Genomic DNA, 20,264 nt, shown 5'->3' on the forward strand with positions numbered 1-20,264 from the left:
GCGTACCGGCCAGCCGCGCGCCGCTGCCATCCGGGCAGGGGCCCGGCACACGAACCCGGCGCGCGGGCGCGGCGGGGGCGGTGCCGGCGCGGCGGCGGCCCGCCGGGTGCCGGCTGTCCTCGCGGCCCGGCGGGCGGCGGGGGCACGGGGCCCGCCCCGCCCAGGACGACGGGGCCTCCGGCACCGGAGCCGCGGCGGCCCCGTGCCCGCCGGGATACGGACCGGCGGGCACGGGCACCGGGCGATCTCCCGCACCCGGCGATCCGTACGCAGCCGCAGCCGCGCCCGCGGCCCGCAGGGCCGGGCCCGACGAGACCGACGAGAGCGACGGGACCGCAGGGGGCACCGCGGAACCGGGACGCCCCGGAGCCGGACCGGAGGTCATGCCGCACCTCCCCGCCCGCGGCGCTGTGCCGCCGCGTACCGGGCGATCTCCCGCACCCAGTCGCGGTCCGTACGCAGCCGCAGCCGTGCCGCGCCCGCGGTCCGCAGCGACCGGTCGATCGCCGCGCGCTGTGCCGCCGCGGCGGTGGCGTACCGCTCCCGCAGGCGCCTGGAGTGCGTGGGGATCTCCCGGCGCCGGCCCGACTCCGGGTCCACGACGGTCAGCAGGCCCACCGCGGGCAGCTCCAGCTCGCGGAGGTCCACGACCTCGACGGCCAGGACCTGGTGCCGCCGGGCCAGGGCCCGCAGCGGCTGTTCCCAGCCCGGTTCGAGGAAGTCGGAGACGACCGCGACCAGCCCGCGGCGGCGCTCCGCGCGCTGCAGCGCGGCCACCGCCCCTGCCAGGGTGTGGGTCTGCGGCCCGGCGGGCACGCGGGGCCGTTCGAGTGCCGTACGCAGCACCCGCATCAGGTGGCGCCGGCCGCTGCGCGCGGGGATGTGCTGGATGCCGTCGGGGCGGACGAGCCGGGCGCCGAGGCGGTTGCCGGCGCGCTCGGTGAGGAACGCGACGGCCGCGGCGGCGCCGACGGCCAGGTCGCGCTTCTCCATCCGGCCGGTGCCGAAGTCCATGCTCGCGCTGGCGTCCAGGACGATCCAGGTGGTCAGTTCGCGGTCCGCGAGCGTCATCCGCACGTGCGGCACGGTCGTGCGCGCGGTGGCGTTCCAGTCCATGCGGCGGACGTCATCGACGCCCGGGGCGTACGGGCGGTTCTCGTCGGGGTCCGCGCCGGGGCCCGGGACGAGCGCGGTGTGCTCGCCCTGGAGGAGGCCGTCGGGGCGGCGGGTGAAGAGCAGCCGCAGGTGCCGGAGCGCCTGTTCGGGGGTGAGTTCGCCCAGCGAAGGCGACCCGGGCACCTTCGGGGACGTCGCGCCTGCCGCCGTGCCAGCCGCGCTCACGCCGCTCTCCCGGCCTTCCCGGATCCGGCGGCGTCCGCGGCGGCGGCGTCCTCGGCCTGGTGCGGCGTGACCCGCGGCTGCGGCACGGCGGCCAGCACCTCGTCGACGACGGACGCGGGGGTGACGCCGTCGGCGAGCGCGTCGAAGGACAGCACCAGGCGGTGCGCGATGACCTCGTGCGCGAGCGCCGTGATGTCGGCCGGGAGCACGTACTCGCGCCCGCGCAGCAGCGCGAGCGCCCGCGCCGCGGCCACCAGACCGAGCGTGGCCCGCGGCCCCGCGCCGTGGGCGAGCCGACCGCCGCCGGAGGCGTCGCCGCGGGCGGCGAGTTCGCGGGTGGCGAGGACGAGGCGGACCGCGTACTGCGCGAGGGCGTGGTGGACGAACACCTCGTCGGCGCGCCGCTGGAGGGCCGCGAGGGTGTGCGGCGCGAGCACCCGCCGGGCGGCGGGCGGGTCGACGCTCATCCGGTAGAGGATCGCCAGCTCCTCGTCCTCGGTGGGCGCGGAGACGTCGACCTTGAGCAGGAAGCGGTCGCGCTGGGCCTCGGGCAACTCGTAGACGCCCTCTGACTCGATGGGGTTCTGGGTGGCGAGGACGAGGAACGGCTCGGGCATGGGGATGGTCCGGCCGCCGATGCTGACCTGCCGCTCGGCCATGACTTCGAGCAGGGCGGACTGGACCTTGGCGGGCGCGCGGTTGATCTCGTCGGCGAGGACGAAGTTGGCGGCGACCGGCCCGGGTTCGACGCTGAACGACTCGCTGGAGGGCCGGTAGATGCGGGTGCCGGTGATGTCGGACGGCACCAGGTCGGGGGTGAACTGGATGCGGTGGAACGTGCCGCCCGACACGGTGGCCAGGGTGGCCGCCGCGAGCGTCTTGGCGACGCCGGGCACGCCCTGGAGCAGGCAGTGCCCGCGGGCGAGCACGGCGGTCAGCAGCCGCTCGACCATCCGGTCCTGGCCGACGATCACCCGCTTGACCTCGAAGAGCGCCTGTTCCAGGAGCGCGGTCCCGGGGCCCGGCGCGGCGGCGGGCCCCGGGACCGCGGGGGTGGTGGTGGTCACAGGTCGCCCGCGTTCTCGGCGGCGCCCGAGGGCGCCTGGGAGCCGCCCTTGTCCGGGCAGTCCTTCTTGCCGTCGCCCGGGGCGCCGGTCTGCTCGCGGTCCTCGTTGACCACCAGCCGCACCTCGGGCTTCTCGTCTCCGTTGTCGAGCGCGGCGGACGCGCCGGTGGCCAGGCCGGCCACGGCGAACACGGCGGCACCGGCGACCGAAAGCCTGCGTATACGACGGGACATCGGGGTCTCCTCCGTCAGACGACTGCGTTACCGCATGTCATCACCGGGAGGCGAAAATCCCCTTAAAGCTGCCGCCGGGCAGCCCTTGGACGGCTGCCGCGAGCCGGGGCGCGGCCTCCGGGACCGTGCCCCCGGCGGTCGTCTTGCCGTCGTCGGTCTCCCGTCGTTCGCCCGTAGGGCGGGCGGCGCAGGAGGCGCCTGAGCGCGTGGGCGGGACCTCCAGCCGCGGGCGGGAGATCGACGGCAGGCCCTACGCCCAGGGGGTGGCGGCGCGGCGGCGCCAGTAGTCCTCGGCGGGCTCGGCGAGCGCGGCGAGGCGGTCGCACTGCGCGGGGTCGAGGTCGACGGCCGCGGCGGCGAGGTTGGAGTGCAGTTGCGCGGCGGTGGCGGCGCCGGAGAGGACCACGCCGGCCCACGGCTGGCGCAGCACGGCGGCGAGCGCGACGGCGTCGGGCTCCGCGCCGGTCTCGGCGGCAACGGCGCGCAGCTCAGCGGGCGCGTCACCGCCGGCCAGCCGGCCGTTCGCCAGGCCCTCCTTGACGATCACCGTCAGCCCGGCGTCGTGCGCCTCGGCCAGCGCCTCGCCGGCCGTGGGCTCCAGCACGTTGTACGTGCTCTGCACGGTGCGGAACAGCCGCTCGCCGTCGACGGTGATCTCCAGCGCGGCGCGTACGGCCGCCGCCTGCTCCGGGCCGCTGGTGGAGAAGCCGACCGTGACGCCGCCCGCGGCGAGCGCCGCGAGGCGCTCGTGCAGGGCGGTGTCGGTGAGCGCCGGGCTCTCGGGGGTGACGGAGTGGATCTGGTAGAGGTCGAGGCGGTCGCCGAGGAGCTTCGCGGACTCCTCGCGCTGCCGGTCGTAGGCGTCGACGCCGTGGTCCTTGACCTCGTGCACCTCGGCCTCCGTGCGCCAGTCGCCGACGTACGCGTAGCCCCACTTGCTGCCGACGACCGCGTCCCGGGCGTCGGGCCGCTGCCGCAGCCAGTCGGCGAGGAACTCCTCGGCGCGGCCGTAGGAGCGGGCGGTGTCGAAGTACCGCACGCCCTGGGCGTAGGCGGCGTCCAGCAGCTCGTGGGTGCGGGCGCGCATGTCCTCGACGCTCCGCCCGGCCGGGAGGTCGCCGGCGCGGCCGGTGGTGAGGTAGGCGGGGCGGCCCACGGCGGCGAGGCCGAAGCCGATGTGGGCGGCGGGCGTCGTCACTGCGGCCAGTCGGTCGAACGCCATCGCGGGCTCCTACGTCCTCGGTGCGGCTGTCAGGCCCGTCCACCGTAGAAGACGGGCCCTGCCCCGGGCAGCCCGACACGGCATTCCGCCGCGGGGGCCGGCCGGGCGCCCCGCCGCCGCGGGCGCCGTGCTAGGCCGCGGGGCCGGACGAGCGCGTCGCCGCCGCCCACAGCACCTGCGCCGCCACGTCCTGTTTGACCTCCGCGAGCTGCACCGCGACCGCCGCGGGCGCGGTGCCGCCGCGGGCGTCGCGCGCGGCGAGCGCGCCGGGGACGGTGAGCACGGTGCGCACCTCGGGCGTCAGCCGCGGGGAGACCTTCGCGAACTGCTCGTCCGTGAGCTGGTCCAGCTCGATGCCCTCGGCCTCGCAGACCTTGACGCACTCCCCCGCGCTCTCGTGCGCGACGCGGAACGGCACGCCCTGCTTGACCAGCCACTCGGCGATGTCGGTGGCCAGCGAGAAGCCGGCCGGGGCCAGCTCCTCCAGCCGCTCCCGGTTGACCGTGAGCGTGGCCATCATGCCGGTGAACGCGGGCAGCAGGACCTCCAGGGTGTCGATCGAGTCGAAGACCGGCTCCTTGTCCTCCTGGAGGTCGCGGTTGTACGCGAGCGGGAGCGCCTTCAGCGTCGCCATCAGCCCGGTGAGGTTGCCGATCAGCCGCCCCGCCTTGCCGCGCGCCAGCTCGGCGATGTCCGGGTTCTTCTTCTGCGGCATGATCGAGCTGCCGGTGGAGAAGGAGTCGTGCAGGGTGACGAAGGAGAACTCCTTCGTGGCCCAGAGGATGACCTCCTCCGCGATGCGCGAGACGTCGACGCCGATCATCGCGGTGACGAAGGCGAACTCCGCGGCGAAGTCCCGCGCCGCCGTCCCGTCGATGGAGTTGCCCGACGAGCCGCGCTCGAAGCCCAGCTCCGCGGCGACGGCCTCCGGGTCCAGGCCCAGCGAGGAGCCGGCGAGCGCGCCGGACCCGTACGGCGAGACGGCCGTGCGCTCGTCCCACTGCCGCAGCCGCTCGGCGTCCCGGGAGAGCGCCTGGGCGTGGGCGAGCACGTGGTGGGCGAAGAGGACCGGCTGCGCGTGCTGCAGGTGCGTGCGGCCCGGCATGGCGACGTCCGGGTGCGCCTCGGCGAGGCCGACGAGGGCCTGCTGGAGCTCGGCCAGCAGGCCGGCGAGGGTGCGGGCGTGGTCGCGCAGGTACATCCGGAAGAGGGTGGCGACCTGGTCGTTGCGGGACCGCCCGGCGCGCAGCTTGCCGCCGAGCTCCGGGCCGAGCCGCTCCAGCAGGCCGCGTTCGAGTGCGGTGTGCACGTCCTCGTCGGCGAGGGTGGCGGTGAACGCGCCGCTGGCGACGTCCGCCTCCAGCACGTCGAGGCCGGCGAGCATCCGCGTCAGCTCGCCCCCGGTCAGCAGCCCGGCCCGGGCCAGCACCCGCGCGTGCGCGCGGGAGCCGGCGATGTCGTACGGGGCGAGCCGCATGTCGAAGTGGACGGACGCCGAGAGCCGCTCCAGCGCCGCCGCGGGGCCGTCGGCGAACCGGCCGCCCCAGAGCTTGACCTCCTGCCGCGGGCCGCCCCGGGGCTCTGTGCCCTGCTGCTCTCCGCTTTGCGGGCCGACGCCCTGTGTCCCGTCGCTCACCGGGCCAGGTCCCGGCCGGCCGCGATCTTCGAGGAGAGGCCGAAGATCTCGATGAAGCCCTTGGACATCGACTGGTCGAAGGTGTCGCCGGTGTCGTACGTCGCGAGGTTGAAGTCGTACAGCGAGGCGGGCGAGCGCCGGCCGGTGACGACGGCCCTGCCGCCGTGCAGCGTCATCCGGATCTCGCCGGTGACGTGCTCGTTCGCCTCCTCGATGAAGCCGTCCAGGGCCCGCTTGAGCGGCGAGAACCACAGGCCGTCGTAGACCAGCTCGCCCCACCGCTGCTCGACCTGGCGCTTGTAGCGCGCCAGCTCCCGCTCGACGGTGACGTTCTCCAGCTCCTGGTGGGCGGTGATCAGCGCGATGGCGCCGGGCGCCTCGTAGACCTCCCGGGACTTGATGCCCACGAGCCGGTCCTCGACCATGTCGATCCGGCCCACGCCCTGGGCGCCGGCCCGCTCGTTGAGCTGCTGGACGGCCTGCAGCACGGTGACGGGGCGGCCGTCGAGCGCCACGGGCACGCCGCGCTCGAAGGTGATGACGACCTCGTCGGCCTCGCGGGCCGAGGCGGGGTTCTGGGTGTACTCGTAGACGTCCTCGATCGGGGCGTTCCAGATGTCCTCCAGGAAGCCCGTCTCGACGGCCCGGCCGAAGACGTTCTGGTCGATCGAGTACGGCGACTTCTTGGTGGTCGCGATGGGCAGGCCCTTCTCCTCGCAGAAGGCGATGGCCTTGTCCCGGGTCATGGCGTAGTCCCGGACGGGGGCGATGCACTTCAGGGACGGGGCCAGGGAGGAGATGCCGGCCTCGAAGCGGACCTGGTCGTTGCCCTTGCCGGTGCAGCCGTGGGCGACGGTGCCGGCGCCGTGCTTCTGGGCGGCGGCGACGAGGTGCTTGACGATGGTGGGCCGGGAGAGCGCGGAGACCAGCGGGTAGCGGTCCATGTACAGGGCGTTGGCCTTGATCGCCGGGAGGCAGTACTCGTCGGCGAACTCCTCCCTGGCGTCGGCGACCTCGGCCTCCACGGCGCCGCAGGCCAGCGCGCGCTTGCGGATCACGTCGAGGTCCTCGCCGCCCTGGCCGACGTCCACGGCGACGGCGACGACCTCGGCACCCGTCTCCTCGGCGATCCAGCCGATGGCGACGGAGGTGTCCAGGCCGCCCGAGTAGGCGAGTACGACGCGCTCGGTCACGGGAGTCTCCTTAGATGCATACGCTGACCAGAATAAGTATGCACTGCTCCGTATGATTCGTCAAAACGCCGCGCCGCACGGTGTGCCGCCCGGCCGGACACGCGCGTGTCCGGCCGGGCGGCACAGGCCCGGGGCCCCGCTAACCGATGCCGGTGACCTCGACCATCAGCGGCAGCCCCAGGATGACCAGGATCACGCCGAAGACGTCGAAGCCCGCGCCGGAGCGGATCATCGTGGTGATCGGCACCACGCCGGAGCCGTAGGCGATCGCGTTCTGCGGCGTCGACACGGGCAGCATGAAGCCGAAGGACGCGGCGAAGGTCGCGGCCAGCGCCGGGACGAACGGATCGACGTCGGCGGCCATCGCGATGGGCATGATGATGGGCACCACCACCGCCGCAGAGGCCGTGTTGCTCGTCGTCTCCGAGACGATCACCGCCAGCACCGCCGCGAAGACCGTGATGGTGAAGACGCTGGTGAAGCCGAGCAGGTCGTTGGACTCGTTGCCGATGGTCTCGGCCAGGCCTGTGCTGGCCAGCAGCGAGCCGAAGATGATGCCGGTGCCGAAGAGCAGGATCGTGCCCCAGTCGATGCGGGACGCGTCGCTCCAGTTGAGGGTGGCCTCGCGGCGCGCCCAGTTCGTCGGCAGGATGAACAGCAACGCGGCGCCGAGCACCGCCACGATGCCCTCGTCGAGCCGGTCGCTGACGGTGGTGTACGCGGAGGCGTCCGTGCCGACGGCGAGCGCGACGATGCCCGGGGTGATCCACAGCGCCACGGTGATGCCGAAGGCGATCAGCGTGTTCCACTCCGCCCGCGACAGCTTCCCGAGCGCGGCGCGCTGCTCGCGCACGTACTCCTCCACGCCCTCGATCCGCCGGATCTCCGGCTTGTTGAGCAGCAGCAGGACGACGACGAGGACGACGAACATGCAGGCGCACAGCGGCAGCGCGGTGGCCGTCCACTCGGCGAAGGAGATCTTCTCGCCTGTGGTCTCCTCGATGAGACCGCGGCCGATGAGGTTCGGCGGGCTGCCGACCGGGGTGAGCAGGCCGCCGACGCTGGCGCCGTAGGCGAGCATGAGCACCAGCGCGGCGCCGACGCGCAGCCTCGTGGGGTCGAAGTCCTGCTCCACCAGGCCGCGGTCCTGGAGCATCTTGGCGATGACGGTGAGGATGCCGAGCGCGGTGGGCAGCAGCATCGCCACCGTCGCGGTGTTGGAGACGAACGCCGACAGCAGGCAGGTGATCACGCCGAAGGCGGCGATCAGCCGGAACGTCGAGCGGCCCACCCCCGGCAGGCCCAGGATCCAGAACGCGAACCGGCGGGCCACGCCGTGCTTGAGCATGGCCTGGGCGAGGATGAACGCGCCGATGAACGTGAAGATCGTGGACGAGCCGAACGGGGCCAGCGCGTCATCCGGCGGCACCACGCCGAGGACGACGATCGCACCGACGCCGATGAGCCCGCCCACCGGGATCGGCACGGGTTCCGTGACCCACAGGACGATGACGCCGAGCAGGATGCCGGCCAGTGTCTGCTGGCTCGCCGCCATGTCCAGCGGGAGCGCGAGAAAGATCACGGAGACCAGCGGGGCCAGCCAGAACCCGGTAGTCCGCCGCCCCCGTTCGAACTTCTCCTCCTGCGGCGAGAGTCTCTGCTCACCGAGGCTGCGGTAGGTCGCATGGCCGAGCAGTGCCTGCTCGACATCGGTCTTGGCACGTGGCGCCGTTGCGTCGGACTTCATCGTCCCTCCGGATACAGGTGCTCTGGCTTACATAAAGGGCTGCTCCGTAAGGTGGGGCACAACTCGGCTGAGGGGAAGGGGTCATGACAACACATCGGATCGCCGTCATCGCCGGCGACGGTATCGGGCAGGAGGTCACGCCCGCCGCGCTGGAGGTCCTGGACGCCGTCGGGCGGCGGCACGGCGTGGAGTTCGCGTACACGCACCTCGACTGGTCCTGCGCCCGCTGCCTGCGGGAAGGCGCCATGATGCCGGAGGACGGGATCGAGCAACTGCGCGCGTACGACGCGGTGTTCCTCGGTGCCGTCGGGGCCCCCGGCGTACCGGACCACGTCTCCCTGTGGGGGCTGCTCATTCCCATCCGCCGGGCCTTCCGGCAGTATGTGAACCTGCGCCCGGTCCGGGTCTTCGAGGGCCTTGAGAGCCCGCTGCGCGGCGCCGGTCCCGGCGACGTCGACCTGGTCGTGGTGCGCGAGAACACCGAGGGCGAGTACAGCGAGATCGGCGGCCGGCTGCACCGCGGCTTCCCCGAGGAGATGGCCGTACAGGAGGCGGTCTTCACCCGGGCCGGCGTCACCCGCGTCCTCGACTACGCCTTCGGCCTCGCCGGCCGCCGCACCGGCCGGCTCACCTCGGCGACGAAGTCCAACGGCATCGTGCACACCATGCCGTTCTGGGACGAGCTGGTACGCGAACGGGCCGCGGAGCACCCGGAGGTGACCTGGGACCAGGAGCACATCGACGCGTTGTGCGCCAAGGTCGTCCTGGACCCCGGGCGGTTCGACGTGATCGTCGCATCCAACCTCTTCGGCGACATCCTCAGCGACCTCACCGCCGCCGTCGCCGGCTCCATCGGCATCGCGCCGTCGGCGAACCTCAACCCCGAGCGCGCGTACCCCTCGATGTTCGAGCCGGTGCACGGTTCCGCGCCGGACATCGCGGGCCGCGGGATCGCCAACCCCGTCGGCGCCATCTGGTCGGCGGCGATGATGCTCGACCACCTCGGCCACGAGCGGGCGGGCGCGGAGGTCGTCGGCGCCATCGCCGCGGCCCTCGCCGGCACCGACGTCCGCACCCCGGACCTGGGGGGCTCGGCGAGCACGGCGGAGTTCACCCGTACGGTGGTCACCCGGCTGTGACGGCGCGCGGCGCGGTGACGCGCGGGATCGCCGCAGGCGATCTCATCCTGCGAAACTCCGCGCACCGCGGCCGTGCCGCGCCGCACACTCAGCCCATGGGGAAAACGTACGAACGCATAGACGGCCGGCTGCGTGCCTTCATCGAGGCGCAGCACATGTTCTTCACGGCGACCGCGCCGCTGGCGGCGGACGGCACCGTGAACCTCTCACCGAAGGGGCTGACGGGCTCCTTCACCGTCCTCGACGACCGCACCGTGGCCTACCTCGACTTCGCCGGCAGCAACGCCGAGACCATCGCGCACCTGCGGGAGAACGGCAGGATCACGCTGATGTGGTGCGCCTTCGAGGGACCGCCGGACATCGTGCGGGTGCACGGCACCGGGGAGGCCGTCTTCCGCGACGACCCGCGCTTCCCCGGTCTGCTCGCGCACTTCCCCGCCGTCGACGCCTCCCCGGCACGGGCTGCGGGCGGTCATCGTCGTGCAGGCGGAGCTGATCCGCGACACCTGCGGCTACGCCGTACCCTTCATGGCGTACGAGTCCGACCGCGACCTGCACGGCCGCCGCTTCGAGCGGGAGGACGACGCCAGTTTGGACGCGTACTTCCACAAGAAGGAGCACGTCGCCGTCAGCCTCGACGGGCTGCCGGGCCTCCCGCTGCCGCTGCCGCCCACGCCGTGACGACAAGCCCGTGACGACAAGCCCGTGACGACAAGCCCGTGACGACAAGCCTGTAACGACAAGCCCGGACGAGAAGAGAGACGCACCGATGCTGAGCACACCCCTGGCCGAAGGCGCCGAGCTGACCACGCTGGAGCCGTGGCAGGCCGCGGAACTCCTCGCGTTCACCGACCGGAACCGGGCCCACCTGGAGCCGTGGCTGCCCTGGGCACACGACGTCACCGACGAGGCGGGCGCCCGCCGCTTCCTCCAGGCGTACGCAGACAAGCAGGCCCGGGACGCCGGCCGGATGTTCGCCATCCGGCTGGACGGCGAGCTGGTCGGCGGCATGATCTACCGGCTCTTCTCCACCGCGGAGGGCTCGTGCGAGCTGGGCGCGTGGCTGGCGCCCGAGGCGCAGGGGCGCGGGCTTGTGACCGAGGCGTCCCGCCGGATGATCGACTGGGCGGTGGACGTACGCGGTCTGTCGCGCGTGGAGTGGCTGGTCGATCCGGCGAACAAGTCGAGCATTGCGGTGGCGAGGCGGCTGGGCATGAGCCATGAGGGCACGTTGCGGAGCCGGTTCGAGATGGCTGGCAGGCGGCGCGATCTGGAGGTGTGGGCGCTGCTGAGCCACGAGTGGCGGGAGACGCGGGGCAGGTGACGCCGCGTCTGCTCGCGGCGGCGGGGGCGGGGGCGCGGCGCCGGATGGAGGCGCGGCGCCGGCCTCAGTGCGCGCCGCCGGCCTCCAGCGCGACGACCCCCGCCGCGACGAGGACCAGCCCGCCGATCTGCACCGCCGTCAGCCCGTCGCCGAGGAAGGCCGCGCCGATGAGCGCGACCAGCGCGACGCCGACGGCGGCCCAGATGCCGTAGGCGATCCCGATGTTCATGCCGCGCTTGAGCACCATGCTGAGCAGGGTGAACGCCGAGAGGTAGCCGACGACTACGACGATCGACGGGATGATCTTCGAGAAGCCGTCCGACAGCCGCAGCGAGACGGTCGCCGTCACCTCGCTGATGATGGCGCCGATCAGCAGCACGTAGGTCATCGTCTGCCCTTTCGTGTCCGGCCGGGCTTGCGCTTGGTCTAGTTTCCGGGGTCCTCCGGCACCGCCGTGGCCACGCGCCGGGGGGCGGCTGGGGGTTGTTCCCCGACCCCGCCCCTTCCCGAAACCGGGGCTGCGCCCCGGCCCCCACCGCGCCTCCGGCGCCACCACCGGAGGCTCCGCCCCCGACCCCCCACGGGGCTACACCCCAGCACCCCTCGCGGCTACACCCCGGACCCCACGACCGGCGCCACCACCCGGGGGCTCCGCCCCGAACCCCCGCGGGGCTACGCCCCAGCACCCCACTGGGCTGCACACCAGACCCCGCCACCGCGCCTGCGGCGCGGCCAGCCCGGGGGCACTCCCCCGTCCCCCCGCGGGGGCCCGTGCCCCGCCTCCCACACGACCGACGAGGCCCCGCCCCGCACCCAGCCACCTGTATCTCCCAGCGCGAACGAGCCTCAGGGGCCGACGCCCCCATCCCCACCGAAGGGCAGCCCCCCACACCGGAAAATCGCGCCCCTCCGGCACGAGCACGAGCCTCGGGGCGACACACCCGCGCAGCCGGCGCCGCCGCGCCCCGCGCCTCCGGCGCGGGCTTCGCGCGGGCCCTCAGCGCTCACGTTCTGCGAGTTTCAGCAGGTGGTCCGCCAGCGACTGGCCGCCGGACGGGTCGCGGCTGATGACCATCAGGGTGTCGTCGCCCGCGATCGTGCCAAGGATCGCGTTCAGCTCCGCCGCGTCGATCGCCGAGGCGAGGAACTGCGCGGCGCCGGGCGGCGTGCGCAGCACGACGATGTTCGCGGACGCCTCTGCGGAGATGAGCAGTTCGCCGGCGAGCCGGGCCATGCGCTCCTCCTTCGCCGACTCGCCCAGCGGCACCTGCGGGGTGCGGAAGCCGCCCTCGGAGGGGACCGCGTAGATCAGCTCACCGCCGGTGTTGCGGATCTTGACCGCCCCCAGCTCGTCGAGGTCGCGGGAGAGGGTCGCCTGCGTCACCGTCAGGCCGTCGTCGGCGAGGAGCTTGGCCAGCTGGCTCTGGGAGCGGACCGGCTGCCGGTTCAGGATGTCGACGATCCTGCGATGGCGTGCCGTGCGCGTGTGCGGCACTGCGGGACCGTTGTGCTCCTCGGACATCGTCACTCTCCGGCTCGTCGGGGCTAGGCTGCGGGACCCGCCGCGTCGAGCACGGCGGGCAGCGCGGCGAGCAGAGCGTCCGCCTCCGCCTCGCCGAGGACCAACGGCGGGGCGAGCCGGATCACGTCCGGTGCCACCGCGTTGACCAGGAATCCCGCTGCCTGGGCCGCCTGCTGCACCTGGGGCGCGACGGCCTGGGTGAGCACCATACCGAGCAGCAGTCCGGCGCCTCGCACATGGTCGACCAGCGGGTGCCCGAGTCGGCCGATTCCGTCCCGCAGCCGCTCCCCCACCCGCTTGACCTGCGCCAGCAGCCCGTCGGACGCGATCACGTCCAGCACCGCCAGCGCGGCGGCGCAGGCGACCGGGTTGCCACCGAAGGTGGAACCGTGTCTTCCGGGGGTGAGCAGGCCGGCGGCCGGCCCGAAGGCCAGCGTGGCGCCGATCGGCAGGCCGCCGCCGAGGCCCTTGGCGAGGGTGACGACGTCCGCCTCCACGCCCTGCGCCTGCGCGGCGAACCAGTGGCCCGTACGCCCGATGCCGGTCTGCACCTCGTCCAGCACGAGCAGCGCGCCGGCGGCGCTGGTGATCTCGCGGGCGGCGGCGAGATAGCCGTCCGGCGGTACGACGACGCCGTTCTCGCCCTGCACCGGCTCGACGATCACCAGCGCGGTCTGCTCGCTCACCGCGGCCCGCAGGGCGTCTGCGTCCCCGTACGGCACGTGCGTGACCTCGCCCGGCAGCGGGCCGAAGCCCTCCTGCTTGCCGGGCTGACCGGTCAGCGCCAGGGCGCCCATGGTGCGGCCGTGGAAGCCGCCCTCGGTGCCCACCATGTGCGTACGGCCCGTGCGGCGGCCGATCTTGAACGCCGCCTCCACCGCCTCCGCACCGGAGTTGGCGAAGTAGACCCGGCCCGGCCGGCCGGCCAGTTCGAGCAGCCGCTCGGCGAGCGCCACCGGCGGCTCGGCGACGAACAGGTTGGAGACGTGGCCGAGCGTGGCGATCTGCGCCGAGACGGCCTCGACGACGGCCGGGTGGGCGGTGCCGAGGGAGTTGACCGCGATGCCGCCGACGAAGTCCAGGTACTCGTTGCCGTCGGCGTCCCACAGCCGCGCGCCCGCGCCGCGGACCAGCGGCAGCCGGGGGGTGCCGTAGTTGTCCATCAGCGCGTCCTGCCAGCGCCCCGTCAGCTCCGCGTTGCCGCTCGTGCCGCTGCTCGTGCCGCTGCTCGTGCCGCTGCTCATGTCGCCGGCCTTTCCGTGTCCGGCACGACCATCGTGCCGATGCCCTCGTCCGTGAAGATCTCCAGCAGGATGGAGTGCGGCACCCGGCCGTCGATGACCCGCGCGGTGTGCACGCCGTGGCGCACCGCGTACAGGCAGCCCTCCATCTTCGGGACCATGCCGCTGGCCAGGTCGGGCAGCAGCCGCTCCAGCTCGCCGGCGGTGAGCCGGCTGATGACCTCGTCACTGTCCGGCCAGTTCTCGTACAGGCCCTCGACGTCAGTGAGGACCATCAGGGTCTCCGCGCCGAGCGCGGCGGCCAGCGCGGCGGCGGCGGTGTCGGCGTTGACGTTGAAGACCTCGCCGGCCGCGTCGGCCGCGTCGGCGGAGCGGGCGACGGAGGAGACGACCGGGATACGGCCGTCCGCCAGCAGCGCCCGGATCGCGCCGGTGTCGATGTCGGTGACCTCTCCGACGCGGCCGATGTCGACGGGCTCGCCGTCGACCAGCGGACGGTGCCTGGTGGCGGTGATGGTGTGCGCGTCCTCGCCGGTCAGGCCGACGGCGAAGGGGCCGTGCTCGTTGAGCAGCCCGACCAGCTCGCGCTGCACCTGTCCGGCGAGCACCATCCGTACGACGTCCATCGCCTCCGGCGTCGTCACCCGCAGCCCGGCGCGGAACTCGCTGGCCAGGCCGTGCCGGTCGAGCTGCGCGCTGATCTGCGGGCCGCCGCCGTGGACGACGACGGGCCGCAGCCCGGCGTGCCGCAGGAAGACGACGTCCTGGGCGAAGGCGCGCTTCAGGTCCTCGTCGACCATGGCGTTGCCGCCGAACTTGACCACGACGACCTTGCCGTGGTGGCGCGTCAGCCAGGGCAGCGCCTCGATGAGGGTGCGTGCCTTGGGCAGGGCGGTGTGCTTGCGGGTGGGAGTGGCAGGTGCCGTGGAGGCAGCAGGTGCCGCGGAGGTCGCGGGGGTCGTGGTCAAGAGCTGTACGCGCTGTTCTCGTGGACGTAGTCGGCTGTCAGATCGTTGGTCCAGATCACCGCTTCGGCATCGCCCGCCGCGAGATCCGCCACGATGTGGACCTCCCGGTAGCGCATGTCGACCAGGTCGCGGTCCTCGCCGAACGAGCCGTTCTTGCAGACCCACACGCCGTTGATCGCCACGTTCAGCCGGTCCGGCTCGAAGGCGGCGGACGTGGTGCCGATCGCGGCCAGCACCCGGCCCCAGTTGGGGTCCTCGCCGTGGATGGCGCACTTGAGGAGGTTGTTGCGGGCGATGGAGCGGCCGACCTCCACCGCGTCGTCCTCGCTGGCGGCGCCCACGACCTCGACCTTGATCTCCTTGCTGGCGCCCTCGGCGTCGGCGATGAGCTGCCGCCCGAGGCTGTCGCAGACGGCCCGTACCGCCTCGGCGAACTCCGCCTGCTCCGGCCGGACTCCGCTCGCGCCGGAGGCCAGCAGCAGCACGGTGTCGTTGGTGGACATGGCGCCGTCGGAGTCGACGCGGTCGAAGGTGGTACGGGTCGCGGCGCGCAGCGCGGCGTCCAGCTCACCGGCGGATACGTCGGCGTCGGTGGTGAGGACGACGAGCATGGTGGCCAGCCCCGGCGCGAGCATGCCGGCGCCCTTGGCCATGCCGCCGACGGTCCAGGTCGCGCCGCCCTCGGCGGCGGCGGTGACGACCGCGGTCTTGTGCACGGTGTCCGTGGTCTTGATGGCGATGGCGGCCTTCTCGCCGCCGTGCGCGGACAGCTCCGCCGCCGCCCGGTCGACACCGGGCAGCAGCTTGTCCATCGGCAGCAGCGTGCCGATCAGCCCGGTGGAGGCCACGGCGACCTCCCCCGCGCTGTGCCCGAGGACCCCGGCGACGCGCTCGGCGGTGGCGTGGGTGTCCTGGAAGCCGCGGGGCCCCGTGCAGGCGTTGGCGCCGCCGGAGTTGAGGACGACCGCGGTCACCTCGCCGCCCTTGACCACCTGCTCGGACCAGACGACCGGGGCGGCCTTGACGCGGTTGGCGGTGAAGACACCCGCGGCGGCGCGTCGCGGCCCCTCGTTGACCACGAGGGCCAGGTCCGGGTTGCCGTTCTCCTTGATCCCGGCGGCGATGCCCGCCGCCGTGAATCCCTTCGCTGCCGTGACGCTCAAGGTGCCACTCCTGTCAGAGAAAGCCCCAGCTCCTCAGGGAGCCCGAGGGCGATGTTCATGCTCTGCACCGCGCCGCCCGCGGTGCCCTTGGTGAGGTTGTCGATGGCGCTGACCGCGACGATGCGGTGCGCGTTCTCGTCGTACGCGACCTGCAGCAGCGCCGCGTTGGAGCCCGTGACCGCGCCGGTGGCGGGCCACTGGCCGGGCGGCAGCAGGTGGACGAACGGCTCGTCCTGGTACGCCTTCTCGTACGCGGCGCGCACCGCCTGCGCCGTCGTCCCCGGCCGGGCCCGCGCCGTGCTGGTGGCGAGGATGCCGCGGGGCATCGGGGCCAGGGTCGGGGTGAAGGAGACCGTGACCCGCTCCCCCGCCACCCCGCTGAGGTTCTGGCTGATCTCCGGCGTGTGCCGGTGTCCGCCGCCGACGCCGTACGGGCTCATGGAGCCCATCACCTCGCTGCCCAGCAGGTGCGGCTTGAGCGCCTTGCCCGCGCCGGAGGTGCCGGAGGCGGCGACGATGACGGCTTCCGGCTCGGCGAGCCCGGCGGCGTACGCCGGGAAGAGGCCGAGGCTGACGGCCGTCGGGTAGCACCCGGGCACCGCGATGCGCCGGACCCCGAGGAGCGCCGCGCGGTGCCCGGGCAGCTCGGGCAGCCCGTAGGGCCAGGTGCCGGCGTGCGGCGTGCCGTAGAACCGCTCCCACTCGCCCGCGTCGGCGAGCCGGTGGTCGGCGCCGCAGTCGATGACGAGCACGTCGTCACCGAGGGCCGCGGCGACGGCGGCGGACTGCCCGTGCGGCAGCGCGAGGAACACGGCGTCGTGCCCGGCGAGCACCGCGGGCGTGGTCTCGGCCAGCTCGCGGCCGGCGAGCGGCGCAAGGTGCGGCTGTACGTCGCCGAGGGGCCGGCCGGCGTTGGAGTTGGCGGTCAGCGCCCCGATCTCGACGCCGGGATGCGCCAGCAGCAGCCGCAGCAGCTCCCCGCCGGCGTACCCGCTCGCCCCGGCCACTGCCACCCGTACGGTCATCCGCTCCTCCTCGCTCACAGCATGACTATACGGAGCCAGGCAGAGCTATGCAAAGGTGATATCGGGCAGCCGGGGCGGGCGTGCCGTTGTTCCGGCGGCCCGGCTCGGGCGCGGGGGCGTTTCCGCCGCCGGCTCGGGGAGGGGTCAGGGCTTCGGCGGGACCTTGGGGACCGGGAGCAGCAGGGCGCCGAACGCGTCCGCCGGGACCGCGGGCTGCTGCGGGGCGACCGGGGTGAGCCGGGTGTACGGGAGGTCCTGGGCGGGGCGGGGGTCCTCTTCGCCCTTGTTGGGCCACAGCGCCATCGCCCGTTCCGCCTGCGCCGTGATCGTCAGCGACGGGTTCACGCCGAGGTTCGCCGAGACCGTCGAGCCGTCCACGACGGAGATCCCCGGGTGGCCGTACAGCCGGTGGTACGGGTCGACGACGCCGTGCGCGGCGTCCTCGCCGATCGGGCAGCCGCCGAGGAAGTGCGCGGTCAGCGGGGTGCCCATCAGCTCGCCGAGGTTCGTGCCCGGCTGGCCGCCGATCTGCTCCGCGAGCAGCCGCGCCGCCTCAGCGCCCTCGGGGAGGTGCACCGGGTTGGGCGCCCCGTGGCCCTGCCGGGCCGTGAGCAGCCCCTTGCCGAGGCCCTTGTCCTTCAGATACGTGGTCAGCGAGTTGTCGTGGGTCTGCATGACGAGCCCGATGATCGTCCGCTCGGACCAGCGGTATGTCGTGGCCGTCCGCGCGACCAGCACCGGGTGACGCAGGTACGCGCCCAGCGCGCGCAGCACCTTGGGCAGCCTGCCGTCGGGTTTGAACTGCGGGACGCACAGAAGAGCCATGGCGTTGGAGCCCTTGCCGTAGCGCACGTTCTCGATGTGCGTGGTGGCGTTGGGGTGGATCGAGGAGGTGATGGCCACGCCCTTGGTGAAGTCCAGCTCGCCCGAGCCGCGCTTCTTGCGGTAGGTGCGCGGGAAGGTCACCGCGCCGACCAGCGCCTCGGAGTTGGTGCGGGTCAGCTCGCCGAGGCGCGGGGAGAGCCCGGGCAGCCGGCCGGTGGCCTTCATGCGGTGCAGCAGCGTCTGCGTGCCGTACGTGCCGGCGGCAACCACGACGCGGTCGCAGCGCAGCACCTGGCGCGCGCCGCGGCGGCGCTTGTCCGTCGCCACGGTGGTCACCTCGTAGCCGCCGCCGGCGATCTCGTGCACGTCCACGACGGTGGTGAGCGGGTGGATGACGGCGCCGTGCTGCTCGGCGAGGTACAGGTAGTTCTCCGTCAGGGTGTTCTTCGCGCCGTAGCGGCAGCCGGTCATGCACTCGCCGCACTGCAGGCAGGCGGTGCGCGCGGGGCCCGCGCCGCCGAAGTACGGGTCGGGGACGGTCTTCCCGGGGGCGGCCTCGGCCCCGCCGCCGGCGTCGCGCCCGTCGCCGAAGAAGACGCCGACGGGGGTGAGCCGGAAGGAGTCGCCGACGCCCATGCGCTCGGCGGTGGCCTTCAGGTACGTGTCCGCCTCGGTGGTCGTGGGGTTCTGCCGGACGCCGAGCATGCGCTGCGCCTGGTCGTAGTACGGGGCCAGCTCCTCCTGCCAGTCGGTGATGTGGCCCCACTGCTGGTCCTGGAAGAACGCGGGCGGCGGCACGTAGAGAGTGTTGGCGTAGTTGAGCGAACCGCCGCCCACACCGGCGCCGGCGAGCACCATGACGTTGCTGAGCAGGTGGATGCGCTGGATGCCGTAGAGGCCGAGGGCGGGGGCCCACAGGTAGTCGCGCAGCCGCCAGGAGTTCTTCGGCAGCTCCTCGCGGGCGAATCTGCGTCCGGCCTCCAGCACGCCGACCTTGTAGCCCTTCTCGGTCAGGCGCAGCGCGGCCACCGAGCCGCCGAAGCCGGAACCGATCACGATCACGTCGTACGAGCTCATCGCTTCCCGCTCCTCGCACCCGGTGCTGGGCCTGCCTACTTGACAGTAGACTTACCTACCCGTAGGGAGTTGGCAATGGCCCGCACATCATTCCGCCCGCTGCGCCCCGCCGTCCACTCGCCGGCCCTCAGGCCCAGCCGTCGATGTGCAGACTCCACCGCCCCGGCCGGCCGGTCAGGCTGATCGTCGACAGCGGCATCACGTCGATGTGCCAGTACGAAGCGGGCGGCGCCTTCAGCGCGTAGACCAGGGCGGCGCGGATGATCGAGGGCTCGGTGACGGCGAGCACGTGGGTGCCGTCGTCCACCGGGCGGGTGTCCAGCCAGCCCCCTATCCGCTGGATGAAGACGATCAGCGGCTCACCGCCGTGCGGCGCGGCGTGCGGATCCGCGAGCCAGGCGTCCACGTCCCGCGGCTCGGTCATCATCACCTCCTCCAGCGTGCGGCCCCGCCACCGGCCCATGTCGCAGTCGCGCAGCGCGAGTTGGGCCAGCGGCGCGAGGCCGAGCACCCGGCCGGTCTCGCGGGAGCGCTGCGTGGGCGAGCAGTACCGTAACTCGGCGGCGGCCAGCGGTGAGAACATCGGCATCGCGCGTTCGGCCGCCACCCAGCCGGCCGCGTCGAGCGGCCGGTCGTCGTCGAAGCGCTCCGCGAGCCGCGAGGAATTGCGGGCCGCGGCGAGCAGCGTGAGACGAACGTTCATGCGGTGATGGTAGGAGCGGGATCAGGCTCTGCCCAGAGCCATCCACTGGGTCGGATCGGCCAGCGGTGCGAATCCGAGCTTCGCGTAGACCCCGTGGGCGTCGGCGGTCGCCAGCAGGACGCGGCGCATCCGGTAGGGCGCGAGGTGGTCGCGGACGGCGGCGACCAGGCCGCTGCCGACGCCGGCGCCGCGGGCGGCGGGGGCCACGTAGACGTCGCAGAGCCAGGCGAAGGTGGCGCGGTCGGTGACGACGCGGGCGTAGGCGACCTGCGCACTGGCCTCACCGATCTCGCCGGGAGGGCCGCCGGGGGCGGCGCCGGGAACGCCTGGCGGGGCGTAGACGCCGAAGTTCAGGGAGTGGTCGATCGCGGCGTCCTGCTGTTCGCGGCTGCGGCCGAGCGCCCAGTACGCGTCGGTGGACAGCCAGTGGTGGACGAGCGCGCGGTCGAGCCGGGCGGGGTCGGTGGAGACCTCGTACGGGGCGGGTACGTGAGCCATGGGCAGAGCCTGGCACGCGGCGCGTGGCCCGTACACCGGAATTCTCCGGGAGCCGGGTGCGGCGCGCGGCCCTACACTGGCGGTCACGGAACCCACTATTTGATGACGAGCCGGACAGGGAGGTCGACTCCATGCACGCTGAAGTGGGCGACAAGTTGTGTGTGCACGGTCGCGTCGTCGGACAGCACGACCGGACGGTGGAGATCGTCGAGGTCATGGGCGCGGCAGGCGAGCCGCCCTACCGCGTGCGGTTCGAGGACGGCCACGAGACGGTGATGTCACCCGGCCCGGACTCCGTGGTCCGGCATCGGGACCAGGAGCCCGGGACGGGCTGACACCC

General features: G+C 73.5%; 19 protein-coding genes and 1 pseudogene. 4 read left to right on the forward strand and 16 right to left on the reverse strand.

Annotated elements, in window-relative coordinates; translation table 11 throughout:
* Positions 1 to 381 precede the first annotated feature (381 nt).
* The 7 genes from B124_RS01410 to B124_RS01440 form a co-directional block, all read right to left on the reverse strand.
* Positions 382 to 1,341, reverse strand: a complete 960-nt coding sequence (locus B124_RS01410; protein ID WP_496500723.1) for a DUF58 domain-containing protein — start codon at positions 1,339 to 1,341, stop codon at positions 382 to 384.
* The gene (locus B124_RS01415; protein ID WP_496500724.1) at positions 1,338 to 2,408 is read right to left on the reverse strand and encodes an AAA family ATPase; all 1,071 of its coding nucleotides are present in this window, start codon (positions 2,406 to 2,408) and stop codon (positions 1,338 to 1,340) included. The genes B124_RS01410 and B124_RS01415 overlap by 4 nt, the downstream gene beginning before the upstream one ends.
* A complete protein-coding gene (locus B124_RS01420) occupies positions 2,405 to 2,641 on the reverse strand; it encodes a hypothetical protein (protein ID WP_496500725.1) in 237 nt (78 codons plus the stop codon). Before B124_RS01420 ends, B124_RS01415 begins: the two co-directional genes overlap by 4 nt.
* Positions 2,642 to 2,891: 250 nt before the next feature.
* Positions 2,892 to 3,863: an aldo/keto reductase gene (locus tag B124_RS01425; RefSeq protein WP_496500726.1), complete on the reverse strand. Its 972-nt coding sequence runs from the start codon at positions 3,861 to 3,863 to the stop codon at positions 2,892 to 2,894.
* A 130-nt stretch (positions 3,864 to 3,993) separates the two neighbouring features.
* The gene (gene argH, locus B124_RS01430; protein ID WP_496500727.1) at positions 3,994 to 5,499 is read right to left on the reverse strand and encodes an argininosuccinate lyase; all 1,506 of its coding nucleotides are present in this window, start codon (positions 5,497 to 5,499) and stop codon (positions 3,994 to 3,996) included.
* Positions 5,496 to 6,692: an argininosuccinate synthase gene (locus B124_RS01435; RefSeq protein ID WP_496500728.1), complete on the reverse strand. Its 1,197-nt coding sequence runs from the start codon at positions 6,690 to 6,692 to the stop codon at positions 5,496 to 5,498. The genes argH and B124_RS01435 overlap by 4 nt, the downstream gene beginning before the upstream one ends.
* Before the next feature lie 139 nt (positions 6,693 to 6,831).
* On the reverse strand, positions 6,832 to 8,439 hold the full coding sequence (locus B124_RS01440; protein WP_496500729.1) for an SLC13 family permease: 1,608 nt from the start codon (positions 8,437 to 8,439) through the stop codon (positions 6,832 to 6,834).
* 83 nt (positions 8,440 to 8,522) lie between these two features.
* Between B124_RS01440 and B124_RS01445 the strand changes: the two genes are divergently transcribed.
* The 3 genes and pseudogenes from B124_RS01445 to B124_RS01455 all read left to right on the forward strand — a co-directional run bounded on the left by B124_RS01445 (position 8,523) and on the right by B124_RS01455 (position 10,902).
* Positions 8,523 to 9,578, forward strand: coding sequence for a tartrate dehydrogenase (locus tag B124_RS01445; protein ID WP_496500730.1), 1,056 nt, complete (start codon positions 8,523 to 8,525; stop codon positions 9,576 to 9,578).
* 95 nt (positions 9,579 to 9,673) lie between these two features.
* Positions 9,674 to 10,259 (forward strand): annotated as a pseudogene (locus tag B124_RS01450) (pyridoxamine 5'-phosphate oxidase family protein).
* An 88-nt stretch (positions 10,260 to 10,347) separates the two neighbouring features.
* Entirely contained in the window at positions 10,348 to 10,902 is a 555-nt protein-coding gene (locus tag B124_RS01455) for a GNAT family N-acetyltransferase (RefSeq protein ID WP_496500731.1), read from the forward strand.
* A gap of 64 nt (positions 10,903 to 10,966) precedes the next feature.
* Here the strand turns inward: B124_RS01455 and B124_RS01460 are convergent, their stop codons facing one another.
* The 9 genes from B124_RS01460 to B124_RS01500 form a co-directional block, all read right to left on the reverse strand.
* Positions 10,967 to 11,290 (reverse strand): DMT family transporter, encoded by a 324-nt coding sequence (locus B124_RS01460; RefSeq protein ID WP_496500732.1) that lies wholly within the window; start codon positions 11,288 to 11,290, stop codon positions 10,967 to 10,969.
* A 609-nt stretch (positions 11,291 to 11,899) separates the two neighbouring features.
* On the reverse strand, positions 11,900 to 12,424 hold the full coding sequence (locus B124_RS01465) for an arginine repressor (protein WP_496494890.1): 525 nt from the start codon (positions 12,422 to 12,424) through the stop codon (positions 11,900 to 11,902).
* Positions 12,425 to 12,447: 23 nt separating this feature from the next.
* Positions 12,448 to 13,668 carry an acetylornithine transaminase gene (locus B124_RS01470; RefSeq protein WP_496500733.1) on the reverse strand — a complete coding sequence of 407 codons (1,221 nt, stop codon included), beginning with the start codon at positions 13,666 to 13,668 and terminating at the stop codon, positions 12,448 to 12,450.
* Positions 13,665 to 14,633 carry an acetylglutamate kinase gene (gene argB, locus B124_RS01475; protein WP_496500734.1) on the reverse strand — a complete coding sequence of 323 codons (969 nt, stop codon included), beginning with the start codon at positions 14,631 to 14,633 and terminating at the stop codon, positions 13,665 to 13,667. Before argB ends, B124_RS01470 begins: the two co-directional genes overlap by 4 nt.
* On the reverse strand, positions 14,630 to 15,796 hold the full coding sequence (gene argJ, locus B124_RS01480; protein WP_496500735.1) for a bifunctional glutamate N-acetyltransferase/amino-acid acetyltransferase ArgJ: 1,167 nt from the start codon (positions 15,794 to 15,796) through the stop codon (positions 14,630 to 14,632). Before argJ ends, argB begins: the two co-directional genes overlap by 4 nt.
* Positions 15,793 to 16,821 carry an N-acetyl-gamma-glutamyl-phosphate reductase gene (gene argC / locus B124_RS01485; protein ID WP_496500767.1) on the reverse strand — a complete coding sequence of 343 codons (1,029 nt, stop codon included), beginning with the start codon at positions 16,819 to 16,821 and terminating at the stop codon, positions 15,793 to 15,795. Before argC ends, argJ begins: the two co-directional genes overlap by 4 nt.
* A gap of 144 nt (positions 16,822 to 16,965) precedes the next feature.
* On the reverse strand, positions 16,966 to 18,723 hold the full coding sequence (locus B124_RS01490) for a GMC oxidoreductase (RefSeq protein ID WP_496500736.1): 1,758 nt from the start codon (positions 18,721 to 18,723) through the stop codon (positions 16,966 to 16,968).
* 127 nt (positions 18,724 to 18,850) lie between these two features.
* Positions 18,851 to 19,426, reverse strand: coding sequence for a histidine phosphatase family protein (locus B124_RS01495; protein ID WP_496500737.1), 576 nt, complete (start codon positions 19,424 to 19,426; stop codon positions 18,851 to 18,853).
* A gap of 21 nt (positions 19,427 to 19,447) precedes the next feature.
* Entirely contained in the window at positions 19,448 to 19,924 is a 477-nt protein-coding gene (locus B124_RS01500) for a GNAT family N-acetyltransferase (RefSeq protein ID WP_496500738.1), read from the reverse strand.
* Between the two features lie 131 nt (positions 19,925 to 20,055).
* Between B124_RS01500 and B124_RS01505 the strand changes: the two genes are divergently transcribed.
* Complete coding sequence (locus B124_RS01505) at positions 20,056 to 20,259, forward strand: DUF1918 domain-containing protein (protein ID WP_496500739.1); 204 nt, start codon at positions 20,056 to 20,058, stop codon at positions 20,257 to 20,259.
* The last annotated feature ends 5 nt before the right edge of the window (positions 20,260 to 20,264 follow it).

This window comes from Streptomyces sp. CNP082 (genome assembly GCF_059570535.1).